Source organism: Elioraea thermophila (ex Habib et al. 2022), from assembly GCF_003336755.1.
Classification (GTDB): Bacteria; Pseudomonadota; Alphaproteobacteria; order Acetobacterales; family Acetobacteraceae; genus Elioraea; species Elioraea thermophila.
In genome coordinates this window covers 150,721-175,096 of the sequence record NZ_QMDI01000002.1, presented here as the reverse complement: position 1 = coordinate 175,096, position 24,376 = coordinate 150,721, and the positions used below count along the sequence as shown (strand labels likewise).

General features: G+C 69.7%; 23 protein-coding genes. 22 read left to right on the top strand and 1 reads right to left on the bottom strand.

The window, feature by feature from the left end; all coding sequences use genetic code 11:
- Positions 1-53: 53 nt before the first annotated feature.
- The 22 genes from pyrH to mazG all read left to right on the top strand — a co-directional run bounded on the left by pyrH (position 54) and on the right by mazG (position 23,592).
- Entirely contained in the window at positions 54-782 is a 729-nt protein-coding gene (gene pyrH, locus DWB05_RS02625; RefSeq protein WP_114374760.1) for a UMP kinase, read from the top strand.
- 64 nt (positions 783-846) lie between these two features.
- Entirely contained in the window at positions 847-1,422 is a 576-nt protein-coding gene (gene frr, locus DWB05_RS02620; protein ID WP_114374758.1) for a ribosome recycling factor, read from the top strand.
- Positions 1,423-1,444: 22 nt separating this feature from the next.
- A complete protein-coding gene (gene uppS / locus DWB05_RS02615) occupies positions 1,445-2,197 on the top strand; it encodes a polyprenyl diphosphate synthase (RefSeq protein ID WP_114374756.1) in 753 nt (250 codons plus the stop codon).
- 33 nt (positions 2,198-2,230) lie between these two features.
- Positions 2,231-3,106 (top strand): phosphatidate cytidylyltransferase, encoded by an 876-nt coding sequence (locus DWB05_RS02610; RefSeq protein ID WP_114374753.1) that lies wholly within the window; start codon positions 2,231-2,233, stop codon positions 3,104-3,106.
- Positions 3,094-4,278 (top strand): 1-deoxy-D-xylulose-5-phosphate reductoisomerase, encoded by a 1,185-nt coding sequence (gene dxr / locus DWB05_RS02605; RefSeq protein ID WP_232818364.1) that lies wholly within the window; start codon positions 3,094-3,096, stop codon positions 4,276-4,278. Before DWB05_RS02610 ends, dxr begins: the two co-directional genes overlap by 13 nt.
- A 26-nt stretch (positions 4,279-4,304) precedes the next feature.
- Positions 4,305-5,459 (top strand): RIP metalloprotease RseP, encoded by a 1,155-nt coding sequence (gene rseP / locus DWB05_RS02600; protein WP_114374751.1) that lies wholly within the window; start codon positions 4,305-4,307, stop codon positions 5,457-5,459.
- A gap of 67 nt (positions 5,460-5,526) precedes the next feature.
- Entirely contained in the window at positions 5,527-7,851 is a 2,325-nt protein-coding gene (gene bamA / locus DWB05_RS02595) for an outer membrane protein assembly factor BamA (RefSeq protein ID WP_114374749.1), read from the top strand.
- A 4-nt stretch (positions 7,852-7,855) separates the two neighbouring features.
- Positions 7,856-8,686 carry an OmpH/Skp family outer membrane protein gene (locus DWB05_RS02590; protein ID WP_114374747.1) on the top strand — a complete coding sequence of 277 codons (831 nt, stop codon included), beginning with the start codon at positions 7,856-7,858 and terminating at the stop codon, positions 8,684-8,686.
- Positions 8,687-8,707: 21 nt separating this feature from the next.
- Positions 8,708-9,733 (top strand): UDP-3-O-(3-hydroxymyristoyl)glucosamine N-acyltransferase, encoded by a 1,026-nt coding sequence (gene lpxD / locus DWB05_RS02585; protein ID WP_114374745.1) that lies wholly within the window; start codon positions 8,708-8,710, stop codon positions 9,731-9,733.
- Between the two features lie 14 nt (positions 9,734-9,747).
- Positions 9,748-10,257 carry a 3-hydroxyacyl-ACP dehydratase FabZ gene (fabZ, locus tag DWB05_RS02580; protein WP_114376510.1) on the top strand — a complete coding sequence of 170 codons (510 nt, stop codon included), beginning with the start codon at positions 9,748-9,750 and terminating at the stop codon, positions 10,255-10,257.
- Positions 10,250-11,101: an acyl-ACP--UDP-N-acetylglucosamine O-acyltransferase gene (lpxA, locus tag DWB05_RS02575; RefSeq protein ID WP_114374743.1), complete on the top strand. Its 852-nt coding sequence runs from the start codon at positions 10,250-10,252 to the stop codon at positions 11,099-11,101. The genes fabZ and lpxA overlap by 8 nt, the downstream gene beginning before the upstream one ends.
- 2 nt (positions 11,102-11,103) lie before the next feature.
- Complete coding sequence (locus DWB05_RS02570) at positions 11,104-11,943, top strand: LpxI family protein (protein ID WP_114374741.1); 840 nt, start codon at positions 11,104-11,106, stop codon at positions 11,941-11,943.
- A 26-nt stretch (positions 11,944-11,969) separates the two neighbouring features.
- Positions 11,970-12,362: a lactoylglutathione lyase gene (gene gloA, locus DWB05_RS02565; RefSeq protein WP_114374739.1), complete on the top strand. Its 393-nt coding sequence runs from the start codon at positions 11,970-11,972 to the stop codon at positions 12,360-12,362.
- Positions 12,363-12,376: 14 nt separating this feature from the next.
- Positions 12,377-12,847 (top strand): MaoC family dehydratase, encoded by a 471-nt coding sequence (locus DWB05_RS02560; protein WP_114374737.1) that lies wholly within the window; start codon positions 12,377-12,379, stop codon positions 12,845-12,847.
- Entirely contained in the window at positions 12,847-16,266 is a 3,420-nt protein-coding gene (dnaE, locus tag DWB05_RS02555) for a DNA polymerase III subunit alpha (RefSeq protein ID WP_114374735.1), read from the top strand. The genes DWB05_RS02560 and dnaE overlap by 1 nt, the downstream gene beginning before the upstream one ends.
- Before the next feature lie 79 nt (positions 16,267-16,345).
- The gene (locus DWB05_RS02550) at positions 16,346-17,326 is read left to right on the top strand and encodes a lytic murein transglycosylase (protein WP_114374733.1); all 981 of its coding nucleotides are present in this window, start codon (positions 16,346-16,348) and stop codon (positions 17,324-17,326) included.
- 18 nt (positions 17,327-17,344) lie between these two features.
- Positions 17,345-18,589, top strand: coding sequence for a D-alanyl-D-alanine carboxypeptidase family protein (locus DWB05_RS02545; RefSeq protein WP_114374731.1), 1,245 nt, complete (start codon positions 17,345-17,347; stop codon positions 18,587-18,589).
- 14 nt (positions 18,590-18,603) lie between these two features.
- Complete coding sequence (tmk, locus tag DWB05_RS02540) at positions 18,604-19,254, top strand: dTMP kinase (protein ID WP_332871699.1); 651 nt, start codon at positions 18,604-18,606, stop codon at positions 19,252-19,254.
- An 11-nt stretch (positions 19,255-19,265) separates the two neighbouring features.
- Positions 19,266-20,315 (top strand): DNA polymerase III subunit delta', encoded by a 1,050-nt coding sequence (locus tag DWB05_RS02535; RefSeq protein WP_157967044.1) that lies wholly within the window; start codon positions 19,266-19,268, stop codon positions 20,313-20,315.
- A complete protein-coding gene (gene metG, locus DWB05_RS02530) occupies positions 20,308-21,855 on the top strand; it encodes a methionine--tRNA ligase (protein ID WP_114374724.1) in 1,548 nt (515 codons plus the stop codon). Before DWB05_RS02535 ends, metG begins: the two co-directional genes overlap by 8 nt.
- Positions 21,856-21,857: 2 nt before the next feature.
- Positions 21,858-22,649, top strand: coding sequence for a TatD family hydrolase (locus tag DWB05_RS02525; protein ID WP_114374722.1), 792 nt, complete (start codon positions 21,858-21,860; stop codon positions 22,647-22,649).
- A gap of 43 nt (positions 22,650-22,692) precedes the next feature.
- Positions 22,693-23,592 (top strand): nucleoside triphosphate pyrophosphohydrolase, encoded by a 900-nt coding sequence (gene mazG / locus DWB05_RS02520; protein WP_114374720.1) that lies wholly within the window; start codon positions 22,693-22,695, stop codon positions 23,590-23,592.
- On the opposite strand, the gene DWB05_RS02515 is transcribed toward mazG, so the two are convergent.
- Positions 23,567-24,376 (bottom strand): inositol monophosphatase family protein, encoded by an 810-nt coding sequence (locus tag DWB05_RS02515; protein WP_114376509.1) that lies wholly within the window; start codon positions 24,374-24,376, stop codon positions 23,567-23,569. The two genes, mazG and DWB05_RS02515, sit on opposite strands and share 26 nt — an antisense overlap.

The following is a 24,376-nucleotide window of genomic DNA, read 5'->3' as shown; positions in this document are numbered from 1 at the left end:
GAGGGCTCGTGCCGCCGCGAGGCCAGGAAGGCATGCCCGAGGAGACCAGCCCGATGGAGGATGCGCCCCGCTACCGCCGCGTTCTCCTCAAGGTCTCCGGCGAGGCGCTGATGGGCAAGCGCGAGTACGGCATCTGCACCGAGACGGTGGCGCGGATCGCCCGCGACATCGCCGAGGTGGTGGAGCTCGGCGTCCAGGTGTGCCTGGTCATCGGCGGGGGCAACATCTTCCGCGGCGTCTCCGGTGCCGCGGCGGGCATGGAGCGGGCTTCGGCCGATTACATGGGCATGCTCGCCACCGTGCTGAACGCGCTCGCGGTGCAGAACGCGCTCGAGAAGCTCGGCCTGCAGACGCGCGTGCAATCGGCGATCCCCATGGCTTCGGTCTGCGAGCCCTACATTCGCCGCCGCGCCATCCGCCACATGGAGAAGGGGAGGGTGGTGATCTTCGCCGCCGGTACCGGCAACCCGTTCTTCACCACCGATACCGCCGCGGCGCTGCGGGCGGTGGAGACGGGGTGCGACGTCCTGCTGAAGGGTACCCAGGTCGATGGCGTCTACTCGGCCGATCCGCGCAAGAACCCCTCGGCCACGCGCTACGACCACCTGACCTATCTCGACGTGCTGGCGCGGGATCTCGCCGTGATGGATGCGTCGGCGATCAGCCTCTCGCGCGAGAACGGGCTTCCCATCATCGTCTTTTCGATCCATGAGCCCGGGGCCTTCGCCGCGGTGATGCGCGGCAAGGGAATCTACACTCTCGTCGCCGATGCTGCCGCCTGAGCGCGGGGGCCGCGGCACGGAGGGTCGAACGAAGCCTGGGGTGTGAGGCAGGAAAGGGTTGGACATGGCGAAGGCGCCGCCGACACTGGAAGACATCACGGGCGACCTGAAGCGCCGCATGGAGGGCGCTCTGGAGACGCTGCGCAAGGAATTCGCGGGGCTGCGGACCGGCCGCGCCACGCCCGCTCTGCTCGAGCCGATCAAGGTCGAGGTCTACGGCACCGAGATGCCGATCACACAGCTCGGCACCATCGGCGCGCCCGAGCCCCGCATGCTCACCGTTCAGGTGTGGGACCGTTCGGCGGTCGGCGCCGTCGAGAAGGCGATCCGCGAGGCGGGGCTCGGGCTCAATCCCGCTTCCGATGGCCAGCTCATCCGCGTGCCGCTGCCGCCGCTGACGGCGGAGCGGAGGGCCGAACTCGCCAAGCTCGCCGCGCGCTATGCCGAAGCCGCCCGGGTGGCCATCCGCGGTGTCCGTCGTGACGGGATGGAGACGCTGAAGAAGCTCGAGAAGGAGGGCGAGATCAGCCAGGACTTGCACCGGGACTGGGCGGAGGAAGTGCAGAAGCTGACCGATGCCTACGTCCGCAAGGTGGACGAGGCACTGGCCGCCAAGGAAGCGGACATCAAACAGCCCTGATCGCCCGCCATTTCCCCGCGCCATGAACGCGCCGCTTCCCGCCGCCCAGGCCGTTGCCGCCCTCGCCTCCGACGTCGCCGTCCAGCACGTCGCCATCATCATGGACGGCAACCGGCGCTGGGCAGCGGCGCGCGGCCTGCCGGTGCTCGCCGGTCATCGCGAGGGAACGGAAGCGGCCCGCCGGGCTGTCGATGCCGCCCTCGCCCATGGCATTCCCTGGCTCACCCTCTACGCCTTCTCCTCGGAGAACTGGCGGCGCCCCGCCTTCGAGGTGAACGGGCTGATGGGCCTCTTGCGCCAGGGCATCGAGCAGCACATGCGCGAATTCATCGATCGCGGCGTGCGACTGCGCATGATCGGCGATCGGACACGACTCGATCGCGGCCTGCGTCGCCTGATCGAGGATTTGGAGGCGGAGTCGACCGCGAACGACCGTCTCAACCTGGTGATCGCCCTCTCCTATGGCGCGCGTGGCGAGATCGCCGCTGCCGCCCGGCGCGCGGCCTCCCTGGTCGCCGCCGGCCGGCTCGACCCCGACGCCTTGGACGAGACGGCCTTCGCCGGCTTCCTCGAAACCTCCGGCATGCCCGACCCCGACCTCGTCATCCGCACCTCGGGCGAACAGCGGCTCTCCAACTTCCTGCTTTGGCAGGCGGCCTACGCCGAGTTCGTCTTCCTGGACGTGCTCTGGCCGGACTTCGGCCCGCAGCATTTCGCCCAGGCGCTCGCCGCCTTTGCCCGGCGGGAGCGGCGCTTCGGCGGTCGTCTCGGCTGAGGCGGGGCGCGCCCGTTCTCTTCGGGGGGCGCGGTGAACGGCACACTTGGGGGGCAGGACGCGCAACCCGCCCGGCCGCGCCGCTTCGCCGACTTCCGTCTGCGCCTTGCCTCCGCCCTCGTTCTCGGCCCGCTCGCCTTGGCGGCGATCTGGTTCGGTTCGCCGTGGTTCGCTCTCCTGGTCGGGGTGGCGAGCGCGATCCTCGCCTGGGAATGGGTCCACCTGTGCGGTCTGAGGCTGCGGGCCTTGCCGGGCACGGCGGTCGGCGCCTCGCTGCTCGCCGCCAGCATCTGCGCGGGCTTCCATCTCTGGCAGGCGGCCCTGGCCGCGCTCGCGCTCGGCACCGTGCTCGCTTGGCTCCTGGTCGAGCGCATCGCGCTGACCGAAGCGCAGCACCGCGCCGCGGTGTGGCTTGCCGCCGGCGTGGTGTATATCGGACTCGCCGCGGTCGGCCTCGTCTGGCTGCGTGCCGACAGTGCGGCGGGAAGAGCGAATGTCCTCTTTGTCGTCTTGGTCGTTTGGGCCTCCGACATCGGCGCCTATCTGGCCGGGCGCCTGGTCGGGGGCCCGCGTCTGGCGCCGCGGATCAGCCCCAACAAGACCTGGGCGGGAGCGGGCGGCGGCTTGGCCTCTGCCCTCGTCGTCGGCTTGGCTTCGGCTTGGCTTCTCGCGGGGCTGGGCTCGGTCCTGCTCGCCGCGGCGATCGCGCTGGTCGTGGGGGCGGCTTCGCAGGCGGGCGACCTGTTCGAGAGCTGGATGAAGCGCCGCTTCATGGTCAAGGACAGCTCGCGCCTCATCCCCGGTCACGGCGGCTTGCTCGATCGGGCGGACGGCCTGATCGCCGCGGCACCGGTGGCTGCCTTGCTTTCGCTCGCGACGGGACAGGGGAGGGTGCTGTGGCTGACCTGACTCGCCGGCCGCGGCGCGTGAACGTGCTCGGCGCGACGGGGTCCATCGGTCGCTCCACGCTGGACCTGATCGCCGAGGCACCCCCCGGGCAGTTCGAGGTCGAGGCGCTGGTGGCGAACGGCAATGCCCTGGCCCTGGCCGAGGCGGCGCGTCGCGTGCGGGCGAAGCGCTGCGTGGTGGCCGACGCCAGCGCTTGGCCGGCGCTGAAGGAGGCGCTTGCCGGCAGCGGCATCGTCGCGGAAGCCGGACCGGAGGCGGTGCTCGACGCGGCCGCCGCGCCGGTGGATTGGACGATGGCCGGCATCGTCGGCGCGGCGGGGCTGCGCGCGACCCTGACTGCGGTCGAGGCCGGCGGCATCGTCGCCATCGCGAACAAGGAAACTCTGGTTTGCGCTGGGCCACTAATCCTGGCGGCGGCGCAACGCTCCGGGGCGGTCTTGCTGCCCGCCGACTCCGAACACAACGCCATCTTTCAGGCTCTCGACCGGACGGCACCCGGCACGGTGGAACGGATCGTGCTGACCGCCTCGGGCGGTCCCTTCCGCACTTGGCCGCTCGAACGGATGCGCACGATCCGGCCCGAGGATGCGCTCCGGCACCCCGTCTGGCGCATGGGGGCGAAGGTGACCATCGACAGTGCCACCATGATGAACAAGGGGCTGGAGGTGATCGAAGCCGCCCGCCTCTTCCCCGTGCCGCCTGAGCGCATCGACGTGCTCGTCCACCCGGAGGCGGCGGTGCACGGCCTCGTGCAGTACGTGGACGGGTCGCTTCTGGCACAGATGGGGCCGCCCGACATGCACGTGCCGATCGCCCATACCCTCGCTTGGCCGGAGCGGATGGCGGTGCCGGCGCGCCGGCTCGATCTCGCGCGCCTTGGCAGGCTCACGTTCGAGCCGCCTGATCTTGAACGATTCCCCTGTCTGCGCTTGGCCAGAGCCGCGCTGGCGGCAGGTGGCATCACGCCGACGGTGCTGAACGCGGCGAACGAGGTGGCGGTCGAGCTCTTCCTGGCCGATCGCTTGCCGTTCCTCGGCATTCCGGCCCTTGTGGAAACGACCTTGGAGCGATTCGCGGCCGCTTCGGCCGATACCCTGGACGAGGTGCTGGCGGCGGACGGCGAGGCCAGGGAGGTGGCGCGCGATTTGGCTCGCCATCTTGTCGTCGCCTGAACCTCTTTTCGCAAGGAGATTAAGCCGTGTTCGATGTCCTCGGCGGCGCCTTCGGCACGATCGGCCCGTTCCTGGTCGTCCTCGGCGTGCTGATCTTCGTCCACGAACTCGGGCACTATTTGGCTGCCCGCTCCGTCGGCGTCCACGTCGAAGCCTTCTCGATCGGCTTTGGCGGCGAACTGTTCGGCTGGACCGATCGCGCGGGCACGCGCTGGAAGGTGTGCTGGATCCCGCTCGGCGGCTACGTTCGGCTGCACGGGGCGGAGAGCCCGGAGGACCGCGCGCGGCTGGAGGCCGAGGCGCGCGAGAAGGGCCTGCCGCTGCCCGAGTGGCGCCACGGCCAGACCTTCGCCGAGAAGAGTGTGGGCCGACGTGCCTGGGTCGTGGCCGCGGGCCCGCTCGCCAATTTCCTGCTCGCCGCCGTCCTGCTCGCCGCGACCTACAGCATCTCGGGCCGGCCGGACACCGCCCCCATCGTCACCGCGGTGCAGCCCGGCAGCGCGGCCGAACGGGCAGGCCTCGCCCCGGGCGATCGCATCGTCGCCATCGACGGCCGGACCATCCGCCGCTTCGAGGACGTCCAGGCGATCGTCCGTCTTCGGCCCGAGCAAACGCTGAGTGTTGCCGTCGAGCGCGACGGCCGCCCCCTCGTACTGACCGCCACCCCCGATTTGCGCGAGGTCTCCGACCGGTTCGGCAACGTCACGCGCATCGGCCTGCTCGGCGTGGCCGGGGGCGTGCCGGAGGTGCGGCGCCTCGACCCGTTGAGCGCGGTGGCCGCCGGTGCCGGCGAAACGATCCGCATCACCGAACAGACGCTGGTCGCGCTGTGGCAGATCATCGCCGGCACGCGCGGCACCGAGGACTTGGGTGGTCCGCTGCGCATCGCGCAGTTGTCGGGCCAAGTGGCCACAGGGGGGATCGGCCCGCTGGTCGCGCTGATCGCTCTCCTCTCCGTCAACTTGGCCCTGATCAACCTGTTCCCGATCCCGATCCTCGATGGCGGGCACCTCGTGATGTACGCCTACGAGGCGGTGCGCGGGAAACCCTTGCCGCCGCGGGCGCAGGAGTACGCGTTCCGCGGGGGCCTCGCCATCCTGCTCACCCTGTTCGTGCTCGCCACCTGGAACGACCTGATCCAGCTGCGCGTCGTCGACTGGGTGGTGCGGCTCGTCGGGTGACGGCACCGGTGCGCGAGGCTATGGTCCGCCATCCCTGATCGACTTCGGCCGAGGATTCCTGTCGACCGTGCGGTTCCCGTTCCTCCTTTCGCTGCTTGCTGTGCTTGTGCTGCAGCTGGTCGCACCCACGCCGGGCGAGGCACAAGGCACGGCCGCCGCGGCGCGTGCCGCCGGCCAGGGCGGCATCATCCGCTCGGTCCGCGTGGAGGGCGCGCAACGGATCGAGGAGGCGACGATCCGCTCCTACATGCTTGCCCAGCCGGGCGACCCGTTCGAGACCGATCGGCTGGATCGCACGCTGCGCGCCCTGTTCGGCACCGGGCTGTTCCGCGACGTCTCGCTGCGGCGTGAGGGCGACACCCTGGTGGTGACGGTGGTCGAGAACCCGATCGTCAACCGGATCGCCTTCGAGGGGAACCGCGCGCTGGGCGATGAGACCCTGCGCAACGAAATCCAGGCGAGGCCGCGATCGGTCTTCACCCGCTCCCTTATCCAGGCCGACCGCCAACGCCTGCTCGACGTCTACGCCCGGCGAGGCCGCTTCGCGGCGCGGATCGAGCCGAAGGTGATCGAGCTCGACCAGAATCGGGTCGACGTCGTGTTCGAGATCGACGAGGGGCCGACGGCGCTGATCCGCCGCATCAACTTCGTCGGCAACCAGGCGTTTTCCTCGGGTACGCTGCAGGAGGCGATCGCCTCGCGCGAGACCGCGTGGTGGCGTTTCCTGTCCACATCCGACATCTACGATCCCGAACGTCTTGCCTTCGACCGCGAATTGTTGCGCCGCTTCTATCTTCGCAACGGATACATCGACTTCCGCGTCATCTCGGCGGTGGCGGAACTCGACCCCGATCGGACCGGCTTCTTCCTCACCTTCACGGTGGAGGAGGGCAACCGCTATCGTGTGGGCAAGGTCGAGCTCCTCTCCCGCGTTCGCAACCTCGATGCCGAGACCCTGCGCGACGCGCTCAGGGTGCGGGAAGGGGCTTGGTACGCGGCGGACGATGTCGATGCGACCATCCAGGCGGTGCAGACGGCGGCACAGAACGCCGGTTTCGCCTTCGCCGAAGTTCGTCCCCAGGTTCGACGCAACCCTGAGGAGCGTACCGTCGACCTCACCTTCGAAATCGTCGAAGGGCCACGCGTCTTCGTCGAGCGCATCGACATCGTCGGCAATGTGCGTACGCAGGACAAGGTGATCCGACGCGAAATGCGCCTTGCTGAGGGAGACGCGTTCAGCGCCGCGCGCATCGCGCGCTCCCGCCAGCGCATCAACGACCTGCAGTTCTTCGGTGGCGTGAACATCACCAATCTGCCCGGCAGCACACCGGATCGCACCGTCGTACAGGTTGAGGTCCAGGAAAAGGCGACGGGCGAACTCACCATCGGCGGTGGCTATTCGACCGATGCCGGCGCGCTCGGCCTGATCGGGCTGCGCGAGCGCAACCTCGTCGGCACTGGAATCGACGCCAATGTGCAGCTGACGATTGCGCAACGCCGCCAGGCGATCGACCTCTCATTGACCGACCCTTATTTCCTCGATCGCAACCTGGTCGCCGGCATCGACGTCTTCGTGGTCGAGCGGAACGCTCGCGAAACGCTTGCCTTCGATGACCGTCGTGTCGGTTTCGCACTCCGCCTCGGCTACGCCTTCAACGAGGAACTGCGCCAAGTGTGGAGCTACACGCTGGCGCAGCGAGAAATCACCAACATCAGCCCGTTCGCCTCGATCTTCATCCGCGATCAGGAAGGCAAGAGCCTGCTCTCGCAGGTGAGCCAGGTGTTGACCTTCGATCGGCGAAACAGCCGCATTGACCCCACGGAGGGTTTCGTGGTCAGGCTGTTGACCGACGTCTCCGGTCTTGGCGGCAATGTTGGCTTCTTTCGCCCGCGCGTCGACGGCGCCTACTATCTTCCCGTCTCGCCGGTGCTTGGTCTGCGCGAGACCTATACGCTCGTCTTCACGGCAAGTGCCGGCTATCTTGTGCAGTATGGACGGCGGGAGCGGATCATCGACAACTTTTTCCTCGGCGGCGAGAACCTGCGCGGCTTCGAGCCCGGCGGAGCGGGTCCGCGCGATCTCCGCACGACCGACTCGCTCGGCGGGCGCGCGATCTGGACCGCTGGCACCGAGTTCCGCTTCCCGCTGCCGTTCGTTTCGGACGATCTTGGTTTGCAAGGACGCGCCTTCATTGACACCGGTGCACTCTGGGATCCGGGCTTCTCGGGAGCGAACGTGGCGGATGACCGCAGCGTGCGGGTTGGCGCCGGGGTCGGCGTGCGGTGGCGGTCGCCATTTGGCGTGATCAACGTCGATCTCGCGCAGGCGATCGTGAAGAAGGACTATGACAAGACCGAACTGTTCCGGTTCGGCTTCGGCACGAGGTTCTAGGCTCATGCTCGCTTCGCTCCGCCGCGCCGCCCACCTTGGGTCGCGCCTGGTGCTCGCGCTTGCGCTGGCTTTTCCGGCCAGCTCCGTCCTGGCGCAGCAGCAACAGCAACAACAGTGGTTCGTCCCCGGCCAACAGCAGGGCCAGCCGCAAGGGCAGCAGCGCCCGCCGCAGGCGCAGCAGCAACAGCAGCGGCCACCACAGGCCCAGCAACGACCAGCGCAGCCCACGGGGCAGGTTCCCGGGCCGACCGAACCGGGCGCGCCGCGCCTGCCGCCGCTCGATCGCTCACCGCCGCCGCCCCCCGCGGTGATCGGTGTCATCGGGGTGCAAGAGGTGTTCGAGGCCTCGGTCGCCGTGCGTCAGGTCCGTCAGACCATCCAGGAACGGCTGCAGCGGCTGAACGACGATGCTGCGCGCGAGCAGAACGCGTGGCGCGAGGCGCAGCAGCAGCTCGCGGCGCTGCGTGGTCAGCTGACGCCCGAGCAGATGCGCGAACGCGAGCAGGAGCTGCAGGAGCGGATCAGCAACGCGCAGCGGGTGTTGCGCGAGCGCAACGCCGCCATCCAGGCCGCTGGCCAGAAGGCGCTGGCCGAGATCGAACGCGTGATGCTGTTCGTCATCCGCCAGGTGGCCGAGGCGAGGGGCCTCACCATGGTGATCCAGCGCCAGGCGATCGTGCTTGCGGTCGAGCAGCACGACATTTCGGAGGCGGTGGCGAACCAGCTCAACCGCGCCCTCACGTCCGTGCCGATCGACCCGGAGCCGGAACTTCCCGGCGTTTCCCTCGCTCCAGCGAGGCAACCGGCGGCGGCACCCGCGCAGCGGCGGAATTGACCCCGTCGCGCTACCGCAGTGATGACGCCCGATCCGCGCTTCCACCAAGCCCCGCGCGGCCCGTTCACGGTGGCCGAAATCGCGCAGGCCTGCGGCGCGAGCATCGGTGAGGGGAGGGGGACACATCGGCGCCTGGCAGGCGTGGCACCCCTGCAAAACGCCGGGCCGGACGACGTCTCCTTCTTCGACAATCCGCGCTATCTCTCCGCCTTGGCTGAAACCCGGGCGGGTGCGGTCATCCTTCCCTCAAAGCATGCCAATCGGGTGCCGGCCGGAACGGTCCCGCTCGTCGCGGCCGCACCGCATCTGGCGTGGGCGAAAACGGTCGCCCTGTTCTTCCCGCCCGTCACTCCGGAACCGGGGATCCACCCGACGGCCGTGGTGGCCGGTACGGCGCTGCTCGGCCCACGGGTCCGGATCGAAGCGGGCGCGGTCATCGGCGAACGGGCTGCGGTCGGCGCCGGCAGCGTCATCGGCGCCAACGCCGTCATCGGGCCGGGGGTCGTGCTCGGCCGTGACTGCCGGATCGGGCCGGGGGCGAGCATCGTCTGCACCATCGCCGGCGACCGCCTCGTCGTTCACGCCGGGGTGCGAATCGGGCAGGACGGTTTCGGTTTCGCTTCCGGACCGGAGGGGCACGTCCCGATTCCGCAGCTTGGCCGAGTGCTGATCGGCGATGACGTCGAGATCGGCGCCAACACGACCATCGATCGCGGCTCGTTGACGGATACGGTGATCGGCTCGGGAACGCGCATGGACAACCTGGTCCAGATCGGGCACAACGTGCGTCTGGGGCGGGGCTGCATCATCGTCGCCCAGGTCGGTATCGCGGGCTCAGCGGTCGTCGAGGATGGCGCGGTTGTGGCGGGTCAGGCGGGTATCGCCGGGCATCTCACCATCGGCCGCGGCGCGAGGATCGGTGCCCAATCCGGTGTCATGACCGACATTCCGCCAGGGGAGACTTGGGTCGGCAGCCCGGCCCGTCCTGCGGTGCAGACGATGCGGGCGTTCGCCGCCCTGGAGCGTCTCGCCCGGCAGGGCCGCTGAACCAACGCATGACGATGCACGGCACCGAACAGGACACCGCGCAGTGTGGCCCCGCAGCCGAGACCCGGCGGGTCGAGGCGCTCGACATCGCGCGCATCATGCACGCGATCCCGCATCGGTTCCCCTTCCTCCTCGTCGATCGTGTGGTCGACGTGGTGGTGAACGAGAGCGCGGTTGGCATCAAGAACGTCTCGATCAACGAACAGTTCTTCCAGGGGCACTTCCCCTCGCATCCCGTCATGCCGGGGGTGCTGATCATCGAAAGCATGGCGCAGACGGCAGCGGTGCTGGTGGTGGAGACGCTGGGCGACGAGGCCGCCGGCAAACTCGTCTATTTCATGAGTGTCGAGGGAGCGAAGTTCCGCCGCCCCGTCGTTCCGGGAGACCAGATGCGAATCCATGTGCGCAAGGACCGCAACCGCGGGGCGGTCTGGAAGTTTTCCGCCGAAGCGAAGGTCGACGGCTCGGTCGCGGCGGAAGCGACGTTTTCTGCCATGATCCTCGATCGCCGCGCCGATGGCTGAGGTTCACGCGACCGCCACGGTCGCGCCAGGTGCCCGCCTCGCCGAGGGGGTTCGCATCGGGCCCTATGCGGTGATCGGGCCCGAGGTCGAGATCGGACCCGGCGCCGAGATTGGCGCCCATGTCGTCATCGATGGGCTGACGCGGCTCGGCGCTGGCGTACGGGTGTTCCCGTTCGCCACCATCGGCCTGCCACCGCAGGACCTGAAGTACCGCGGCGAACCGACACGGGTCGAGATCGGGCCGCGCACGCTGATCCGCGAACATGTCACCATCCATCGCGGCAGTGTCGGCAGCGGGATCACGCGCATCGGCGCCGACTGCATGATCATGTGCGTGGCGCACATCGCGCACGACTGCACCTTGGGCGATGGTGTGATCGTCGCCAACAACGTCATGTTCGGCGGGCACGTCAGCGTGGGCGATGGAGCCTACATCGGCGGAGGCGCCGCAGTGCACCAGTTCGTTCGCATCGGCCGCTTCGCTGCGGTCGGCGGCATGAGCGGGGTTGAGGGTGACGTCATTCCGTTCGGACTCGTCATGGGCAATCGGGCGCGGCTGTCCGGGCTCAATATCGTAGGGCTCAAGCGTCGCGGCTTCGCGCGGGCCGACATTGCTGTCCTGCGCGAGGCGTTTCGGCTCATCTTCAAGCAGCGTGACGGAACCTTCGCGGAACGTTTTGCCGCCACCGCCGATCGTCTCGGCGGCAACAGACTGGTCGACGAGGTGGTGGCGTTCGTGCGGGCGGGCGGCAAACGTCCGCTCTGCCGGGCAGCGCCGGAAACGGAAATCGATCTCGGCGAGGAGGTCGAGGCGGCGGAGCCCGCTGCCGCCTCGGCGGCCTGATCATGGGGCAGGGCCTGCAGGCGGCACCGCTCGGCATCATCGCCGGCGGCGGTGCCCTGCCTGCGATGCTGGCCGCCGCGGTGGTGGGCTCCGGCCGTCCGGTGTTCGTGCTGGCGCTCGAAGGCCATGCCGACGTGGCGTCACTGGCGCCTTTTCCGCATCAGCCCCTGCGTCTCGGCGCGATCGGGGAGGGGCTGAGCGCGTTGCGATCACGCAACATCGCCGACCTCGTGCTGGTCGGCACCGTGCGCCGCCCGTCGCTGTTCTCGCTGATGCCCGACGCCGAAGGCGCCCGCCTGCTCGGCCGGATCGGACGGGCCGCCTTCGCTGGCGACGACGGGTTGTTGAAGGCGATCGTGCGCGTACTCGAGGAAGAGGGGTTTCGCGTGCACGGCGTGCAGGCGATCCTGTCCGAACTGACGGCCCCCGAAGGTGTGCTGACGCGCCTTGCGCCGGACGCCCAGGCCGAGGCCGACATCGTGCGCGGCGCCGCCGTCTGCCGTCTGCTCGGCGAGGCGGATGTCGGCCAGTCGGTGGTGGTGCAGCAAGGGCTCGTGCTCGGCGTGGAGGCGATCGAGGGCACGGATGCGTTGCTTGAGCGTTGCGCCGCGCTCCGGCGCGAGGGGCCCGGCGGGGTGCTGGTCAAGCGCCCGAAGCCGCGTCAGGAGAGCCGGGTCGATCTGCCGACGATTGGCGTGCGCACGGTGGAGCGGGCGGCGGCGGCTGGGCTGCGCGGCATTGCGGTGGAGGCGGAGGCGACGCTGATGCCGGAGCGCACCGCCACCATTGAAGCGGCGAATCGTGCCGGGCTCTTCCTGGTCGCGCGGCGTTTCACCACCTGATGAGGCGAGAAGGCGGGGAGAGAGCGATGAGCGAAGGCCGTTTCCTGCACACCATGATCCGGGTCGGCGATCTCGACCGCAGCGTCGACTTCTACACGAGGCTCCTGGGGATGAAGGAGCTCAGGCGGCGCGACGTGCCGGAAGGCAAGTACACCCTCGTGTTCGTCGGCTACGATGAGGGAGAGCCGGCGATCGAGCTCACCTACAACTACGGCGTCGACCGTTACGAGCTCGGTAACGCCTTCGGCCATCTCGCCATCGGCGTGCCGGACATTCATGCCACCGTCGAACGGCTGCGCGCGGCGGGTGTGAAGATCACGCGCGAACCCGGCCCGGTGAAATTCGGCACCACGGTGATCGCCTTCATCGAGGACCCAGACGGTTACAAGATAGAACTGATCGAGCGTAAGCCGTCCTGAGCGGGAGACCGGGGATGGACCCCCGCGAACGCTGGTTCGAGGACCATCACGAAGGAGAGGTGCACGAGTTCGGCGACCGTCTGGTCACGGCGGAGGAAATCATCGCCTTCGCGCGGGAGTTCGACCCGCAGCCCTTCCATCTCAGCGAGGAAGGAGGGAGGGCGTCGCCGTTCGGCGGGCTGATCGCCTCCGGCTGGCACACGGCATCGATCGCGATGCGACTTTGGTGCGACCATGCCTTGAGCCGGCATGGCGTCGGCTCGCCAGGGCTGGATGAGCTGAAGTGGCCCGCGCCCGTGCGCCCGGGCGACCGCCTGCGCGCCCGCGCCACGGTGGTCGAGACGCGACGGTCGCGCTCGCGCCCCGAGCTCGGCATCGTCCGCACGCGTCTCGACCTCTTCAATCAGCGTAACGAACAGGTCTGCTCCTGGACCGCGGTCGGGTTCGTGCGCTGTCGCGATGCAGCTCCGCCGCCGAACGGCTGATGGCGTTCGTTCACCTTCGCGTCCACTCCGCCTATTCGCTCTCCGAAGGCGCGATCAGGATCGACGCACTTGCGGCGCGCGCGGCCGAGTTCGGCATGCCGGCGGTCGCGCTGACCGACAGCAACAACCTGTTCGGCTCCCTCGAGTTTGCCCAGGCCTGCGTGAAGCGCGGCGTGCAGCCGATCATGGGGCTGGAGCTCAGCGTACTCGAGGCGCATCGGGGTCGCGAGGCCGGGGTGCGGTCGCCGTCCGTGGTTCTTCTTGCGGCGACGCCGGAGGGCTGGTCGAACCTCGTGCGGCTGGCGTCGCTCGCTCATCTCTCGCCGGAACCGGGGCAGCTCGCGGGAGTCAGCGAGGAGACCTTGGTCGCGCACGCGGGGGGCCTTCTCCTGTTGACCGGGGGCGGGGAGGGGCCGCTCGCCGCCTTCCTGCGCGATGGCCAGACCGAGGTGGGGCGCCGCTGGCTCGAGCGCATGGCCGACGCCTTCGGCGATCGTGTCGCGGTCGAACTGCACCGCCTAGGGCTGCCAGGAGAACAGGACCTCGAGGCGGCGCAGGTTTCGCTCGCCGATTCGCTCGGCCTTCCGCTCGTCGCGACGAATGCCTGCTACTTCCTCGACCCCGATCAGCACGAGGCGCACGACGTGCTGATCTGCATTGCCGAGAAACGGCTCGCCGCGGAGGAGGATCGCCGTAGGGTCAGCCCCGAACAGTGGTTCAAGCCGGAGGCGGCGATGCGGGCCGCCTTCGCCGACTTGGCGGAAGCCTGCGACAACACGGTCGCCATTGCCCAGCGCTGCGCCGTGATGGCGACCACCCGCAAGCCGCTCTTGCCCGTCTGCCCGAAGGTCCCGCAAGGCGTGAGCGAACCCGACGCTTTGCGTGAGCTCGCGCAGCGCGGCCTCGCGCGTCGCCTCGCCGAGGCTCGCGTCACCGGTGATGCGGCCCGGCCCTACCACGAACGCCTCGATTACGAGCTCGGCGTCATCGAGCGGATGGGCTTCTCCGGTTACTTCCTGATCGTCGCCGACTTCGTGCAGTGGGCGAAGAGCAAGGGGATCCCCGTCGGCCCGGGCCGCGGGTCGGGTGCGGGTTCGGTCGTTGCCTGGGCGCTCACCATCACCGACCTCGATCCCCTGCGCTGGGGGCTTCTCTTCGAACGCTTCCTCAACCCCGAGCGCGTGTCGATGCCTGATTTCGACATCGACTTCTGCCAGGACCGTCGCGACGAGGTGATCGCCTACGTGCGCGAGGAGTACGGAGCCGATCGCGTCGCCCAGATCATCACCTTCGGCAAGCTGCAGGCGCGCGCCGTCGTGCGCGACGTCGGGCGCGTGCTCGGCCTGCCCTACGGCCTCGTCAACAAGATCGCCGAGCTCATCCCCAACAACCCGGCCAAGCCGGTCACGCTCGCACAGGCGATCGAGGCGGATGCGCAACTGCGACGCATGCGGGATGAGGACGAGCAGGTCGCCCGTCTGCTCGAGGTCGCGCTCCGTCTGGAAGGGTTGTACCGCCACGCCTCGACCCATGCCGCCGGCGTGGTGATCGGTGATCGGCCGCTGATCGAGCTCGTTCCGCTCACGCGCGATCCGCGCTCCGGCATGCTGGTCACGCAGTATTCGATGAAGCATGTCGAACAGGCTGGCCTGGTGAAGTTCGACTTCCTTGGTCTAGCCACGCTCACCGTGCTGCAGCGCGCCTGCGACCTGTTGCGTGAGCAGGGGATCGACATCGATCTTGCCGCCATCCCCCTCGACGACGAGGCGACCTTCGCCATGCTCCAGCGCGGCGACACGGCGGGCGTGTTCCAGTTCGAAAGCCAGGGCATGCGCGACGTGCTGAGGCAGATGAAGCCCGACCGCTTCGAGGACCTGATCGCGGCGGTGGCACTCTACCGCCCCGGCCCGATGGCGAACATTCCGGCCTACTGCGCGCGCAAGCACGGCGAGGCGTGGGAGCCGCCGCACCCCGCCATCCGCGACATCCTGGAAGAGACCTTCGGCATCATGGTCTACCAGGAGCAGGTGATGCAGATCGCGCAGCGCCTCGCCGGCTACTCGCTCGGCGGCGCCGATCTCCTTCGCCGCGCCATGGGCAAGAAGATCCGCGCCGAGATGGAGGCGCAGCGCAAGGTCTTCGTCGAGGGAGCGGTGGCACGCGGGCTCGATGCCGGCAAGGCGGCCGAGATCTTCGATCTGATGGAGCGCTTCGCCGACTACGGCTTCAACAAGAGCCACGCTGCGGCCTATGCCCTCGTCGCCTACCAGACGGCCTACATCAAGGCCAACCATCCGGTGGCGTTCCTGGCCGCCTCGATGTCGCTCGCCATCGCCAACACCGACAAGCTCGCCGCGCTCAAGGGCGAGGCGGAGCGGATGGGGATCGAGGTGCTGCCGCCCGACATCAATGCCTCGGCAGCGGACTTCCGCATCGAACGGACTGGCGAGGGGAAACTCGCCATCCGCTACGCCCTTGCCGCCATCAAGCGGGTGGGGCGTGCAGCGATGGACGCGGTGGTTGCGGAGCGCGACCGCGCGGGGCCGTTCCGGTCGCTCGCCGATTTCGCAAGCCGCATCGATCCGCACGCGCTGAACCGAATGCAGATCGAGGCGCTCGCCCGTGCCGGGGCGTTCGATCGGCTGGAGGCGAACCGCCGTCGCATCGTCGAGGGGGCGGAGGCGATCGTCGCCCGCGCTCAGGCCGCCGCCGAGGAGCGGGCGGCGAACCAGATCGGGCTCTTCGGCTCGGCGGCGGACGGGGGGCTGCGGCTGCCCGACGTGCCCGATTGGCCGCTGATGGAGCGGCTTGCCCATGAGGCGGAGGCGGTCGGCTTCCACCTCACCCGCCACCCGCTCGATGCCTATGCCGGCGCGCTGCGGCGGCTGAGGGTGACGCGGTCGAACGAGATCGTGGCCAGGGTCGCTGCCGGGGCGGAGCGGCTGAAGCTCGCGGGCAGCGTGGTGGCGGCGAAGCAACGCACGACCCGAACGGGGTCGAAGATGTGTTGGTTGCGCCTGTCCGACACCGCGGGCAGTTTCGAGGTCACGCTGTTCAGCGAGGTGCTGAGCCGGGTGCGCGACCTGCTCGTCGCCGGCGAGCGGCTGGTCGTCACGGCGGACGCTCGAGCCGAGGGCGAAGCGGTGCGGCTGACCGCGGTCGACGTCGAGCGGCTCGATCAGGTCGTGGCCTCGGCCGCCATGGGCGTGCGCGCCCGCGTGAGCGAGAGCCTCGCCCTCGATCGCCTGCGGGCCGTGCTCGACACGGCCGGTCCGGGCCGCGGCCGGGTCCTGCTCACCGCCGTCTTCGCTTCCGGCGAGGAGGTCGAGTTCGACATCGGCCGCGGCTGGGCGGTCTCGCCCGGCCTCATCTCCGCCCTGGAAACCGTGCCCGGCGTGGTCGCGGTCGAGGAGGTGTGAGCGCCGCGGCGGGGACGGCATCGTGCGGCCCCGCGCGCGTTTGTTGTCTCGCCGGGTCTTGGGTGGCAAACCAACCGCCATGGAGCGCACGCGAGTCTCGCGCCGAGTCGCACTGCTGGCCGCCGGCGGCATGCTGGCATCCGGCGATGCGTTCGCCGCCGCCGAACCGTTCGACGCGTGGCTCGCCGGGCTTCGCGCCGAGGCTCGCACCAAGGGCATCAGTGCGGAAACCATCCGCACGGCCCTCGGTGCGCTGCGCCCCAACCCGCGCGTGCTCGAGCTCGATCGTCGTCAGCCAGAACGCACGCTGACTTGGGCCGAATACCGCGCGCGCGTGGTCGCGGAGCCCCGCATCGGCCAGGGGCGCCGGGCGCTTGCCGACAATCGGGAACTGGTGCGCGCCGTGGAAGCCCGCTTCGGCGTAGCGGGAACGGTGATGACCGCGATCTGGGGCATCGAATCAAACTACGGCGCGATACTCGGCAGTTTTCCGGTCGTCCAGTCCCTCGCCACGCTCGCTTATGACGGGCGGCGGGCGACCTTCTTTCGGGGCGAGCTTCTCAATGCGCTGCGCATCCTCGATCAGGGGCACATCGGGCTCGCGCAGATGACCGGCTCTTGGGCGGGCGCGATGGGCCAACCGCAATTCATGCCGTCCTCCTTCCTGGCCTACGCGGTGGATTTCGACGGCGATGGGCGACGTGACATCTGGCAGAGCCGTGCCGACACCCTGGCCTCGATCGGCAATTATCTCGCCCGTGCGCAGTGGCGGCCGGGCGAAGGCTGGGGGTTCGCCGTGCGGCTGCCGGCGGGCTTCGACGTCGGGCTTGCCGATGGGCGCAGCATGCGGCCGCTGTCGGCGTGGAGCGCGCTCGGCGTGCGGCGGCACGACGGCTCGGCTCTCTCACCCGCCGCCGTGCAAGCGGCGATCGCTGCGCCGGACGGCGTGGACGGCGAGGCCTTCGCGCTGTTCGCCAACGCACAGGCGATCCGCCGTTACAACAATTCGACCTACTACGTGCTGGCGGTCGGCCTGTTGTCCGACCTGATCGCCTCGTGACCGGTGCGGGGGTTTCCGATGTACCTGACCCGCCGTCTTGTTCTGGCTTCCGCAACCTCGGGGCTCGTCTTCGCGGCGACCTCGGCGCAGGCGCAACAGCAGAGGCCGGCGCAGCGCCCGCCAGCGCAGCCGTCGCGTCCTGCCCAGCCGCAACAGGCACGCCCGCAGCCCCAGGGCACGCCCGCGACCACGCCGCTCGGCCCCGTCGACACGCTCGCCCGACATGCCTTGATCGTCGATTTCGAGACCGACGCCGTCCTGCTCGAAAAGGAGGCGGATGTGCCGATGCCGCCCGCCTCGATGAGCAAGCTGATGACGGCCTACGTCGTGTTCGAACGCCTGCGCGCGGGTCGGCTGCGCCTCGATCAGGAACTCCCCGTCAGCGAACGGGCTTGGCGCATGGGCGGCTCCAAGATGTTCGTCGAGGTTGGTTCGACGGTGACGGTGGAGAACCTGCTGCGCGGCGTGATCGTGCAGTCCGGCAACGACGCCTGCATCGTGCTGGCCGAGGCGATCAGCGGTTCCGAGGAACAGTTCGCCGAGCTTCTCAACGAGCGGGCGCGGGCGATCGGGCTCACCCGCTCGACCTTCCGCAACTCGACCGGCTGGCCGCACCCCGACCACCGCATGACGTGTCGCGACCTTGCCCTGCTCGCGAAACGCATCATCCTCGATTTTCCCGACTACTACCGCTACTACAGCGAGCGTTCGTTCCGTTATGCCAACATCACCCAGGAGAACCGCAACCCGCTCCTTTACCGCAACATCGGCGCGGATGGGCTGAAGACCGGCCACACCGAGGAGAGCGGCTTCGGCCTCACCGCCTCGGCGGTGCAGGGCGGGCGTCGCGTCATCCTCGTCGTCAACGGCCTGCCCTCGATGCGTGCCCGCGCCGAGGAGAGCGAGCGGCTGATGCGCTGGGCCTTCAGCGAGTTCGAGAACGTTCGCCTGTTTGCCGCCGGCGAGACCGTGGAGGTCGCGCCCGTCCATCTCGGCGTGAAGAGGGAGGTGGCGCTCGTCTCGCCGAAGGATGTCGTGTTCACCATGCCGCGCGGGTGGCGCCGCACCGCCCGCGTCGCCGTGCGCTATACCGCGCCGGTTTCCGCGCCCGTGCAGCGGGGCGCGGTGCTGGCGAGCCTCGAGGTGTCAGGGGAGGGCGTGCCGGCGACGACCCTGCCGTTGGTGGCCGGTGAGGACGTGCCGCAGCTCGGCTTCGTGCCACGCATCTTAGAGGGTCTGCGCACCCTCGCATTTGGTTCGTAACGGCCGCAGCGGTGGTGGCGGGGCGGGGCCTGTTCGTCACGTTGGAGGGCGGGGAGGGGGCCGGCAAGTCAACGCTGCTGCGCGCGATCGCTTCCGCGCTGGACGGGACGGGAAAGGAGGTGGTCGCCACGCGCGAACCCGGCGGCACGCCCGAGGGAGAGGCACTGCGCCGCATCCTGCTCGAGGCCGCACCGGGGGCGTGGGAGCCCATCAGCGAGGCCTTGCTTCACTACGCCGCCAGGGCTCAGCACGTCACACACGTCATCCGTCCGGCCCTTGCACGCGGCGCGGTGGTGCTGAGCGATCGTTTTGCTGACAGTACGATGGTCTACCAGGGATATGGGCTCGGCGTGGCGGGCGAGGCGATCGCGGCGATCCACCGTGCCGTGCTCGGCGATTTCCGTCCTGACCTGACCGTCGTGCTCGACGTGCCCGTTGAGGTCGGGCTTGCGCGCGCCGCGCGCCACCGCACGCCCGATCGCTACGAGGCCGACGAGCGCGCCTTTCATGAGCGGGTTCGCCAAGGCTTTCTCGCCATCGCGGCGGCGGAACCGGAACGCTGCGCGGTGGTGGATGCCACCCGGCCGGCGGACGAGGTCCGCGAGGCCGTGTTGCGTCTCATCGCCCGCCGGCTCGGTCTTCCGCTCGCGGCAAGTGCTGAATGACGGCGAGGAGCATGGCCGACGAGCCCTCGCTCGAGCCGCGGCGGGCGAGCCGCCTTGTGGGGCAGGGGGCTGCCGAGGCGGCATTCCTGCAGGCGTGGCGCGGCGGCCGCATCCATCACGCCTGGCTGCTCACCGGGCCGCCGGGCATCGGCAAGGCGACCTTCGCCTACCGCGTGGCGCGCTTCGTGCTGACAGGCGGCTGCGGAACCGAGGGGCTCGCCGCGCCCCCGACGCATCCGGTGGCGCGCAAGGTGGCCGCCGGGTCGCACCCCGATCTCATCGTGCTCGAGGGCTACGCCACCACGCCGATCGGCGCGATCCGCGAGCGCATCGGGGTGGATGAGGTGCGCGCGGCCGCCGCCGCCCTGCGCAAGACGCCGGCGGAGAGTGCCTGGCGCGTCGGCATCATCGATCCCGCCGAGGCGATGGGGCGCGAGGCGGCGAACGCCCTGCTCAAGCTTCTCGAGGAACCCCCTCCGCGCACGCTTCTGCTGCTCGTCTCCCACGCTCCGGGGCGGCTGCTGCCGACCATCCGCAGCCGCTGTCGTCGCTTGGCCCTGGCCCCGCTTGCCGAGGCCGACGTCGCGGCGCTGCTCGCTGCCCTTCGCCCCGATGCGGATGTTGCGGCGCGCGCCCGCGCGGCCGCGCTTGGCGGTGGATCGGTCGGCCGAGCGCTTGCCCTGCTCGACGATGAGGTTGCAGGCTGGCTCCCGGCGGCGGCGGATCCGATCGCCGCGCTCGCCGCTCTTGACACGCCGCGGGCGCACGCCTTGGCCGAGACCTTCGCGCGGCCCGGTGCGGAGGACTCGCTTGCGTTGTTCTTCGACCTCGTGCGGGCCGGCCTGGTGTCGCGGGCGCGCCGTCTCGTTCGCGAAGGGGGGCACGGGGAGGGGCCTTCGCTTGAAGCCTGTGCCCGGCTGTGGGAGAACCTGGGCGAAGTGTCGCGCCTGACGGCCGGTCTCGCCCTGGATCGCAAGCAGGCCGTTCTGACTGCGCTTGGCGCGATGTCCCGCGGTGTTCCCGTCCCCCTCGACCTCATCCGTCCGCGCGCCGATGCCTAGGCCAACCCGCTACATCACAACGCCGATCTATTACGTGAACGATGTGCCGCACATCGGGCACGCCTACACCACCATCGCCTGCGACGTGTGGGCGAGGTTCTGGCGGCTCGATGGCGCGGAGGTGTTCTTCCTCACCGGCACCGACGAGCACGGGCAGAAGGTGGCGAAGGCGGCCGAAGCCTCGGGCGAGAGCCCGCAGGCCTTCACCGATCGCGTCTCGCAGACCTTCCGCGAACTCGCGCGGTCGATGAACATCGCCAATGACGACTTCATCCGCACCACGGAACCGCGCCACTACCGCGCCTGCGAGGAGCTGTGGCGTCGCATCCACGCCGCGGGTGACCTCTACTTGGGCGAGTACGGTGGGTGGTACGCGGTGCGCGACGAGGCCTTCTATCGCGAGAGCGAAACGACGCTGGGCGAGGATGGCGTGCGCCGAGGCCCCACGGGCGCTCCGGTGGAGTGGGTGAAGGAACCGTCCTGGTTCTTCCGCCTTTCCGCCTGGCAAGAGCGGCTGCTCGAGCTCTACGAGCGCAACCCGGACTTCATCCAGCCCACCTCGCGACGCAACGAAGTGATCTCCTTCGTCCGCGCGGGCCTCGAGGACCTCTCCGTCAGCCGCACGTCCTTCGCATGGGGGGTGCCGGTGCCGGATTCCCCCGGCCACGTGATGTACGTCTGGCTCGATGCGCTGACGAATTATCTCACCGCCGCTGGCTTCCCGGACGAGACGCATCCGCGCTGGCGCTTCTGGCCGGCGGACGTACATGTGGTCGGCAAGGACATCCTGCGCTTCCACGCCGTCTACTGGCCGGCCTTCCTGATGTCGGCCGGACTTCCGCCGCCGAAGCGCGTCTTTGCCCACGGCTGGTGGACGGTCGAGGGGCAGAAGATGTCGAAATCGCTCGGCAACGTGGTCGATCCGCGCGAGGAGATCGCGCGCGTCGGGCTCGATCCGTTCCGCTTCTTCCTGTTGCGCGAGATCCCCTTCGGCCAGGACGGCGACTTCACCCGCCGCGGCCTGCTCAAGCGCCTCAACGTCGATCTTGCCAATGAGTTCGGCAACCTCGCCCAGCGCACGCTCGGCTTCGTCGCGCGCAACACCGGTGGCGTGCTGCCGAGCCCCGATGTGCTGAGTGAGGATGACCGCGCCTTGCTCGACGCTGCGGCGGGGCTGTTGCCGGCGATGCGGATCGAGATCGAGCGTTTCGCCTTCCACGCCGCCCTCGAGGGGGCCTGGCAGGTGATCCGCGACGCCAACGCCTACATCGATCGTGAAAAGCCCTGGGCGCTGCGCAAGGAGGACCCGGTGCGGATGGGCACGGTGCTGTGGGTGCTGGCCGAGACCCTGCGCCGCCTTGCCATCCTGCTGCAGCCGGTGATGCCCGACACGATGGGCCGACTGCTCGATCAGCTCGGCGTCGGCACGGAGGCGCGCGACTTCGCCGCCCTCGCCCACCCGCTGCCCGGCGGACGGCCCCTGCCCCAGCCAGAGCCGCTGTTCCGCAAGGTGGAGGAGACGGTGGGGCAGGGGGGCTGACCATGCTGATCGACAGCCATTGCCACCTCGACCATTGGCGTGAGGACGAGATCCCCGAGGTGGTGGCACGTGCCCGCACGGTCGGGGTGGGCGCGCTCGTCACCATCGGCACGCGCCTTGCCCAGGCCGAGACCGTGCAGCGCATCGCCGCCGCGCATCCGGAGGTCTGGTGCACGGTCGGCATCCACCCGCACAACGCCGCCGAAACGCCCGTGCCGACGGTGGAGGAGATCCTGCGCCTCGCCGACCACCCCCGCGTGGTCGGAATCGGCGAAGCGGGCCTCGACTACCATTACGATCGCGCGCCCCGCGCGGTGGCGGCCGAGGTGTTCCGGGTACAGATCCGCGCCGCCCAGCGGAGCGGTCTTGCGCTCGTCATCCATGCCCGCGACGCCGACGACGACATCGCCGCCATCCTTGAGGACGAGCACGCGCGCGGTGGCCCGTTCCGCTTCGTGCTGCACTGCTTCTCCTCAGGCCGCCGGCTGGCCGAGGTCGGCGTCGCGCTCGGCGGCATGGTCAGCTTCTCGGGGATCCTGACCTTCAAGCGCTCGGACGAGCTGCGCGCCATTGCGCGAGAGATTCCGGCCGACCGCCTCCTGGTCGAGACCGACGCGCCGTATCTCGCGCCGGAGCCCTATCGGGGCAAGCGCTGCGAGCCGGCGATGGTCGTGCACACGGCCGCGAGGCTCGCCGAGCTGCGGGGCATGAGCCCTCAGGCCTTGGCCGAACTGACGACGGCCAATGCCGAGCGGCTGTTTCGCGGGCTTCGTGTGCCGGCCGGGGTCGCATGAGGGCGGTCGGTTGTTTCCATAATCTTGCTTATCGGGCTTTGTGATGTCCGCGTCCGAGGCCTCCGCCGATCCGCCAGCGGCCGAAGTGGCAGATCAGGCTGCGGCCGACGCCTTCGCCCACCTGGTGGCGATCATGCGACGGCTGCGCGACCCTAAGACCGGCTGCCCGTGGGACCAAGTGCAGACCTTCGAGACCATCGCCCCCTACACGATCGAGGAGGCGTACGAGGTCGCCGACGCCATAGCCCGGCGGGACTGGGACGCGCTGAAGGACGAGCTCGGCGACCTCCTGCTTCAGGTCGTCTATCACGCGCGCATCGCCGAGGAGCGCGGTCTGTTCGACGCCGCCGCGGTGGCAACCGCCATCGCGGACAAGATGGTCCGTCGCCATCCCCACGTGTTCGGCGACGGCGCCGGGCGGGACACGTCAGCCCACCGCGAGGCCTGGGAACAGCAGAAAGCGGAAGAGCGCGCCGCCCGCGCGCTCACCGGCGCGCTTGCCGGTGTGCCGGTCGCCTTGCCCGCCCTCACTCGGGCACTGAAACTGTCCAAACGCGCCGCGCGCGTCGGCTTCGATTGGCCTGATGCGGCCGCCGTCCTGGAAAAGCTCGCCGAGGAAACGGAAGAACTGAAAGCGGAACTGGCTGGCGGCACCTCTTCGGATCGCTTGGCGGAAGAGATCGGCGACATGCTGTTCGTGCAAGTGAATTTGGCCCGCAAGCTCGGTCTCGACCCCGAGGCGTGCCTGCGGGCAGCCAACGCGAAATTCGAACGTCGGTTCCAGGCCGTCGAACAAGCCCTTGCCCGAGAAGGAAAAACGCCGAGTGAGGCGAGCCTAGAGGAGATGGAGCGACTGTGGGCTTTGGTGAAACGCGCCGAGGCTCCGGCTGCCGGCGATGAGGAGGATCCGGGGCGGCTCAGCGCTCGAACAGGGCCGACCTGACCGCTTCCCAACTCTCCTGATCGGGTGCGGCGAGCAGGCCACCCGCGTGCACCCCGGCATGGTAGGGCGCGCCGTCGAGCCGGCGCACGAAGCCACCGGCCTCCGCGAAGATCAGCGAGCCCGGCGCGTGATCCCACGGCAGAAGCCGCCAATAGAACAGCGCGTGGACGCGGCCCGAGGCGCCGAGACGCCATTCCTGCGCCGCGCAGCGCAACTCCCAGCCCGCACCGAACAGGCCAAGGCGAGGACGCACCAGCGCGGCACGCTCCGCCGGCAGCATCCGGTGCGAAATCACCGCCGCCATGCGGCCGAGCGGCACCGCCGGGGCGACCCGAAGATCCCGGCGATTCCCTTCCTCATCCTCAACCCAGGCCCCCTCGCCGCGCAGCGCGATCGCCGTGTCGCCGCGGATCGGGTCGTGGATCCAGGCGGCGACCGGCTCGCCGCGCCGGATCAGGGCGAGCATGGTGCCGAACAGGGGCAGGCCCGCCGCGAAGTTGGCCGTCCCGTCCAGCGGGTCGCAGACGAACACGAACTCGGCGGAACCGATCCCGGCCAGCAACCCAGGGTGGGCCGACGCGGCTTCCTCCCCGACCACCGGAATGCCAGGGAACAGCCGGGCGAGAGAGGAGCCGACCGCCCGTTCCACCGCCTCGTCCACCACGGTGACGAGATCGTGCGGGCCGGTTTTCGACCGCACCTCCGCGGCCTCAAGCCGCGTGAAGCGAGGAAGGATCTCGGCCCGTGCGATGTCGGCGAGCGTGCGGGCGACCTCGCCGGCCAG

What these genes read in the sequence shown, in the direction of transcription:
- uppS (WP_114374756.1), top strand. Translation starts at nt 1,445, where the DNA reads ATGAACGCGCCGCTTCCCGCCGCCCAGGCCGTTGCCGCCCTCGCCTCC.
- DWB05_RS02560 (WP_114374737.1), top strand. Translation starts at nt 12,377, where the DNA reads ATGGACCCCCGCGAACGCTGGTTCGAGGACCATCACGAAGGAGAGGTG.
- DWB05_RS02535 (WP_157967044.1), top strand. Translation starts at nt 19,266, where the DNA reads ATGGCCGACGAGCCCTCGCTCGAGCCGCGGCGGGCGAGCCGCCTTGTG.
- DWB05_RS02570 (WP_114374741.1), top strand. Translation starts at nt 11,104, where the DNA reads ATGGGGCAGGGCCTGCAGGCGGCACCGCTCGGCATCATCGCCGGCGGC.
- DWB05_RS02550 (WP_114374733.1), top strand. Translation starts at nt 16,346, where the DNA reads ATGGAGCGCACGCGAGTCTCGCGCCGAGTCGCACTGCTGGCCGCCGGC.
- DWB05_RS02545 (WP_114374731.1), top strand. Translation starts at nt 17,345, where the DNA reads ATGTACCTGACCCGCCGTCTTGTTCTGGCTTCCGCAACCTCGGGGCTC.
- gloA (WP_114374739.1), top strand. Translation starts at nt 11,970, where the DNA reads ATGAGCGAAGGCCGTTTCCTGCACACCATGATCCGGGTCGGCGATCTC.
- fabZ (WP_114376510.1), top strand. Translation starts at nt 9,748, where the DNA reads ATGCACGGCACCGAACAGGACACCGCGCAGTGTGGCCCCGCAGCCGAG.
- metG (WP_114374724.1), top strand. Translation starts at nt 20,308, where the DNA reads ATGCCTAGGCCAACCCGCTACATCACAACGCCGATCTATTACGTGAAC.
- mazG (WP_114374720.1), top strand. Translation starts at nt 22,693, where the DNA reads ATGTCCGCGTCCGAGGCCTCCGCCGATCCGCCAGCGGCCGAAGTGGCA.
- dnaE (WP_114374735.1), top strand. Translation starts at nt 12,847, where the DNA reads ATGGCGTTCGTTCACCTTCGCGTCCACTCCGCCTATTCGCTCTCCGAA.
- lpxA (WP_114374743.1), top strand. Translation starts at nt 10,250, where the DNA reads ATGGCTGAGGTTCACGCGACCGCCACGGTCGCGCCAGGTGCCCGCCTC.
- DWB05_RS02590 (WP_114374747.1), top strand. Translation starts at nt 7,856, where the DNA reads ATGCTCGCTTCGCTCCGCCGCGCCGCCCACCTTGGGTCGCGCCTGGTG.
- pyrH (WP_114374760.1), top strand. Translation starts at nt 54, where the DNA reads ATGGAGGATGCGCCCCGCTACCGCCGCGTTCTCCTCAAGGTCTCCGGC.
- DWB05_RS02525 (WP_114374722.1), top strand. Translation starts at nt 21,858, where the DNA reads ATGCTGATCGACAGCCATTGCCACCTCGACCATTGGCGTGAGGACGAG.
- lpxD (WP_114374745.1), top strand. Translation starts at nt 8,708, where the DNA reads ATGACGCCCGATCCGCGCTTCCACCAAGCCCCGCGCGGCCCGTTCACG.
- frr (WP_114374758.1), top strand. Translation starts at nt 847, where the DNA reads ATGGCGAAGGCGCCGCCGACACTGGAAGACATCACGGGCGACCTGAAG.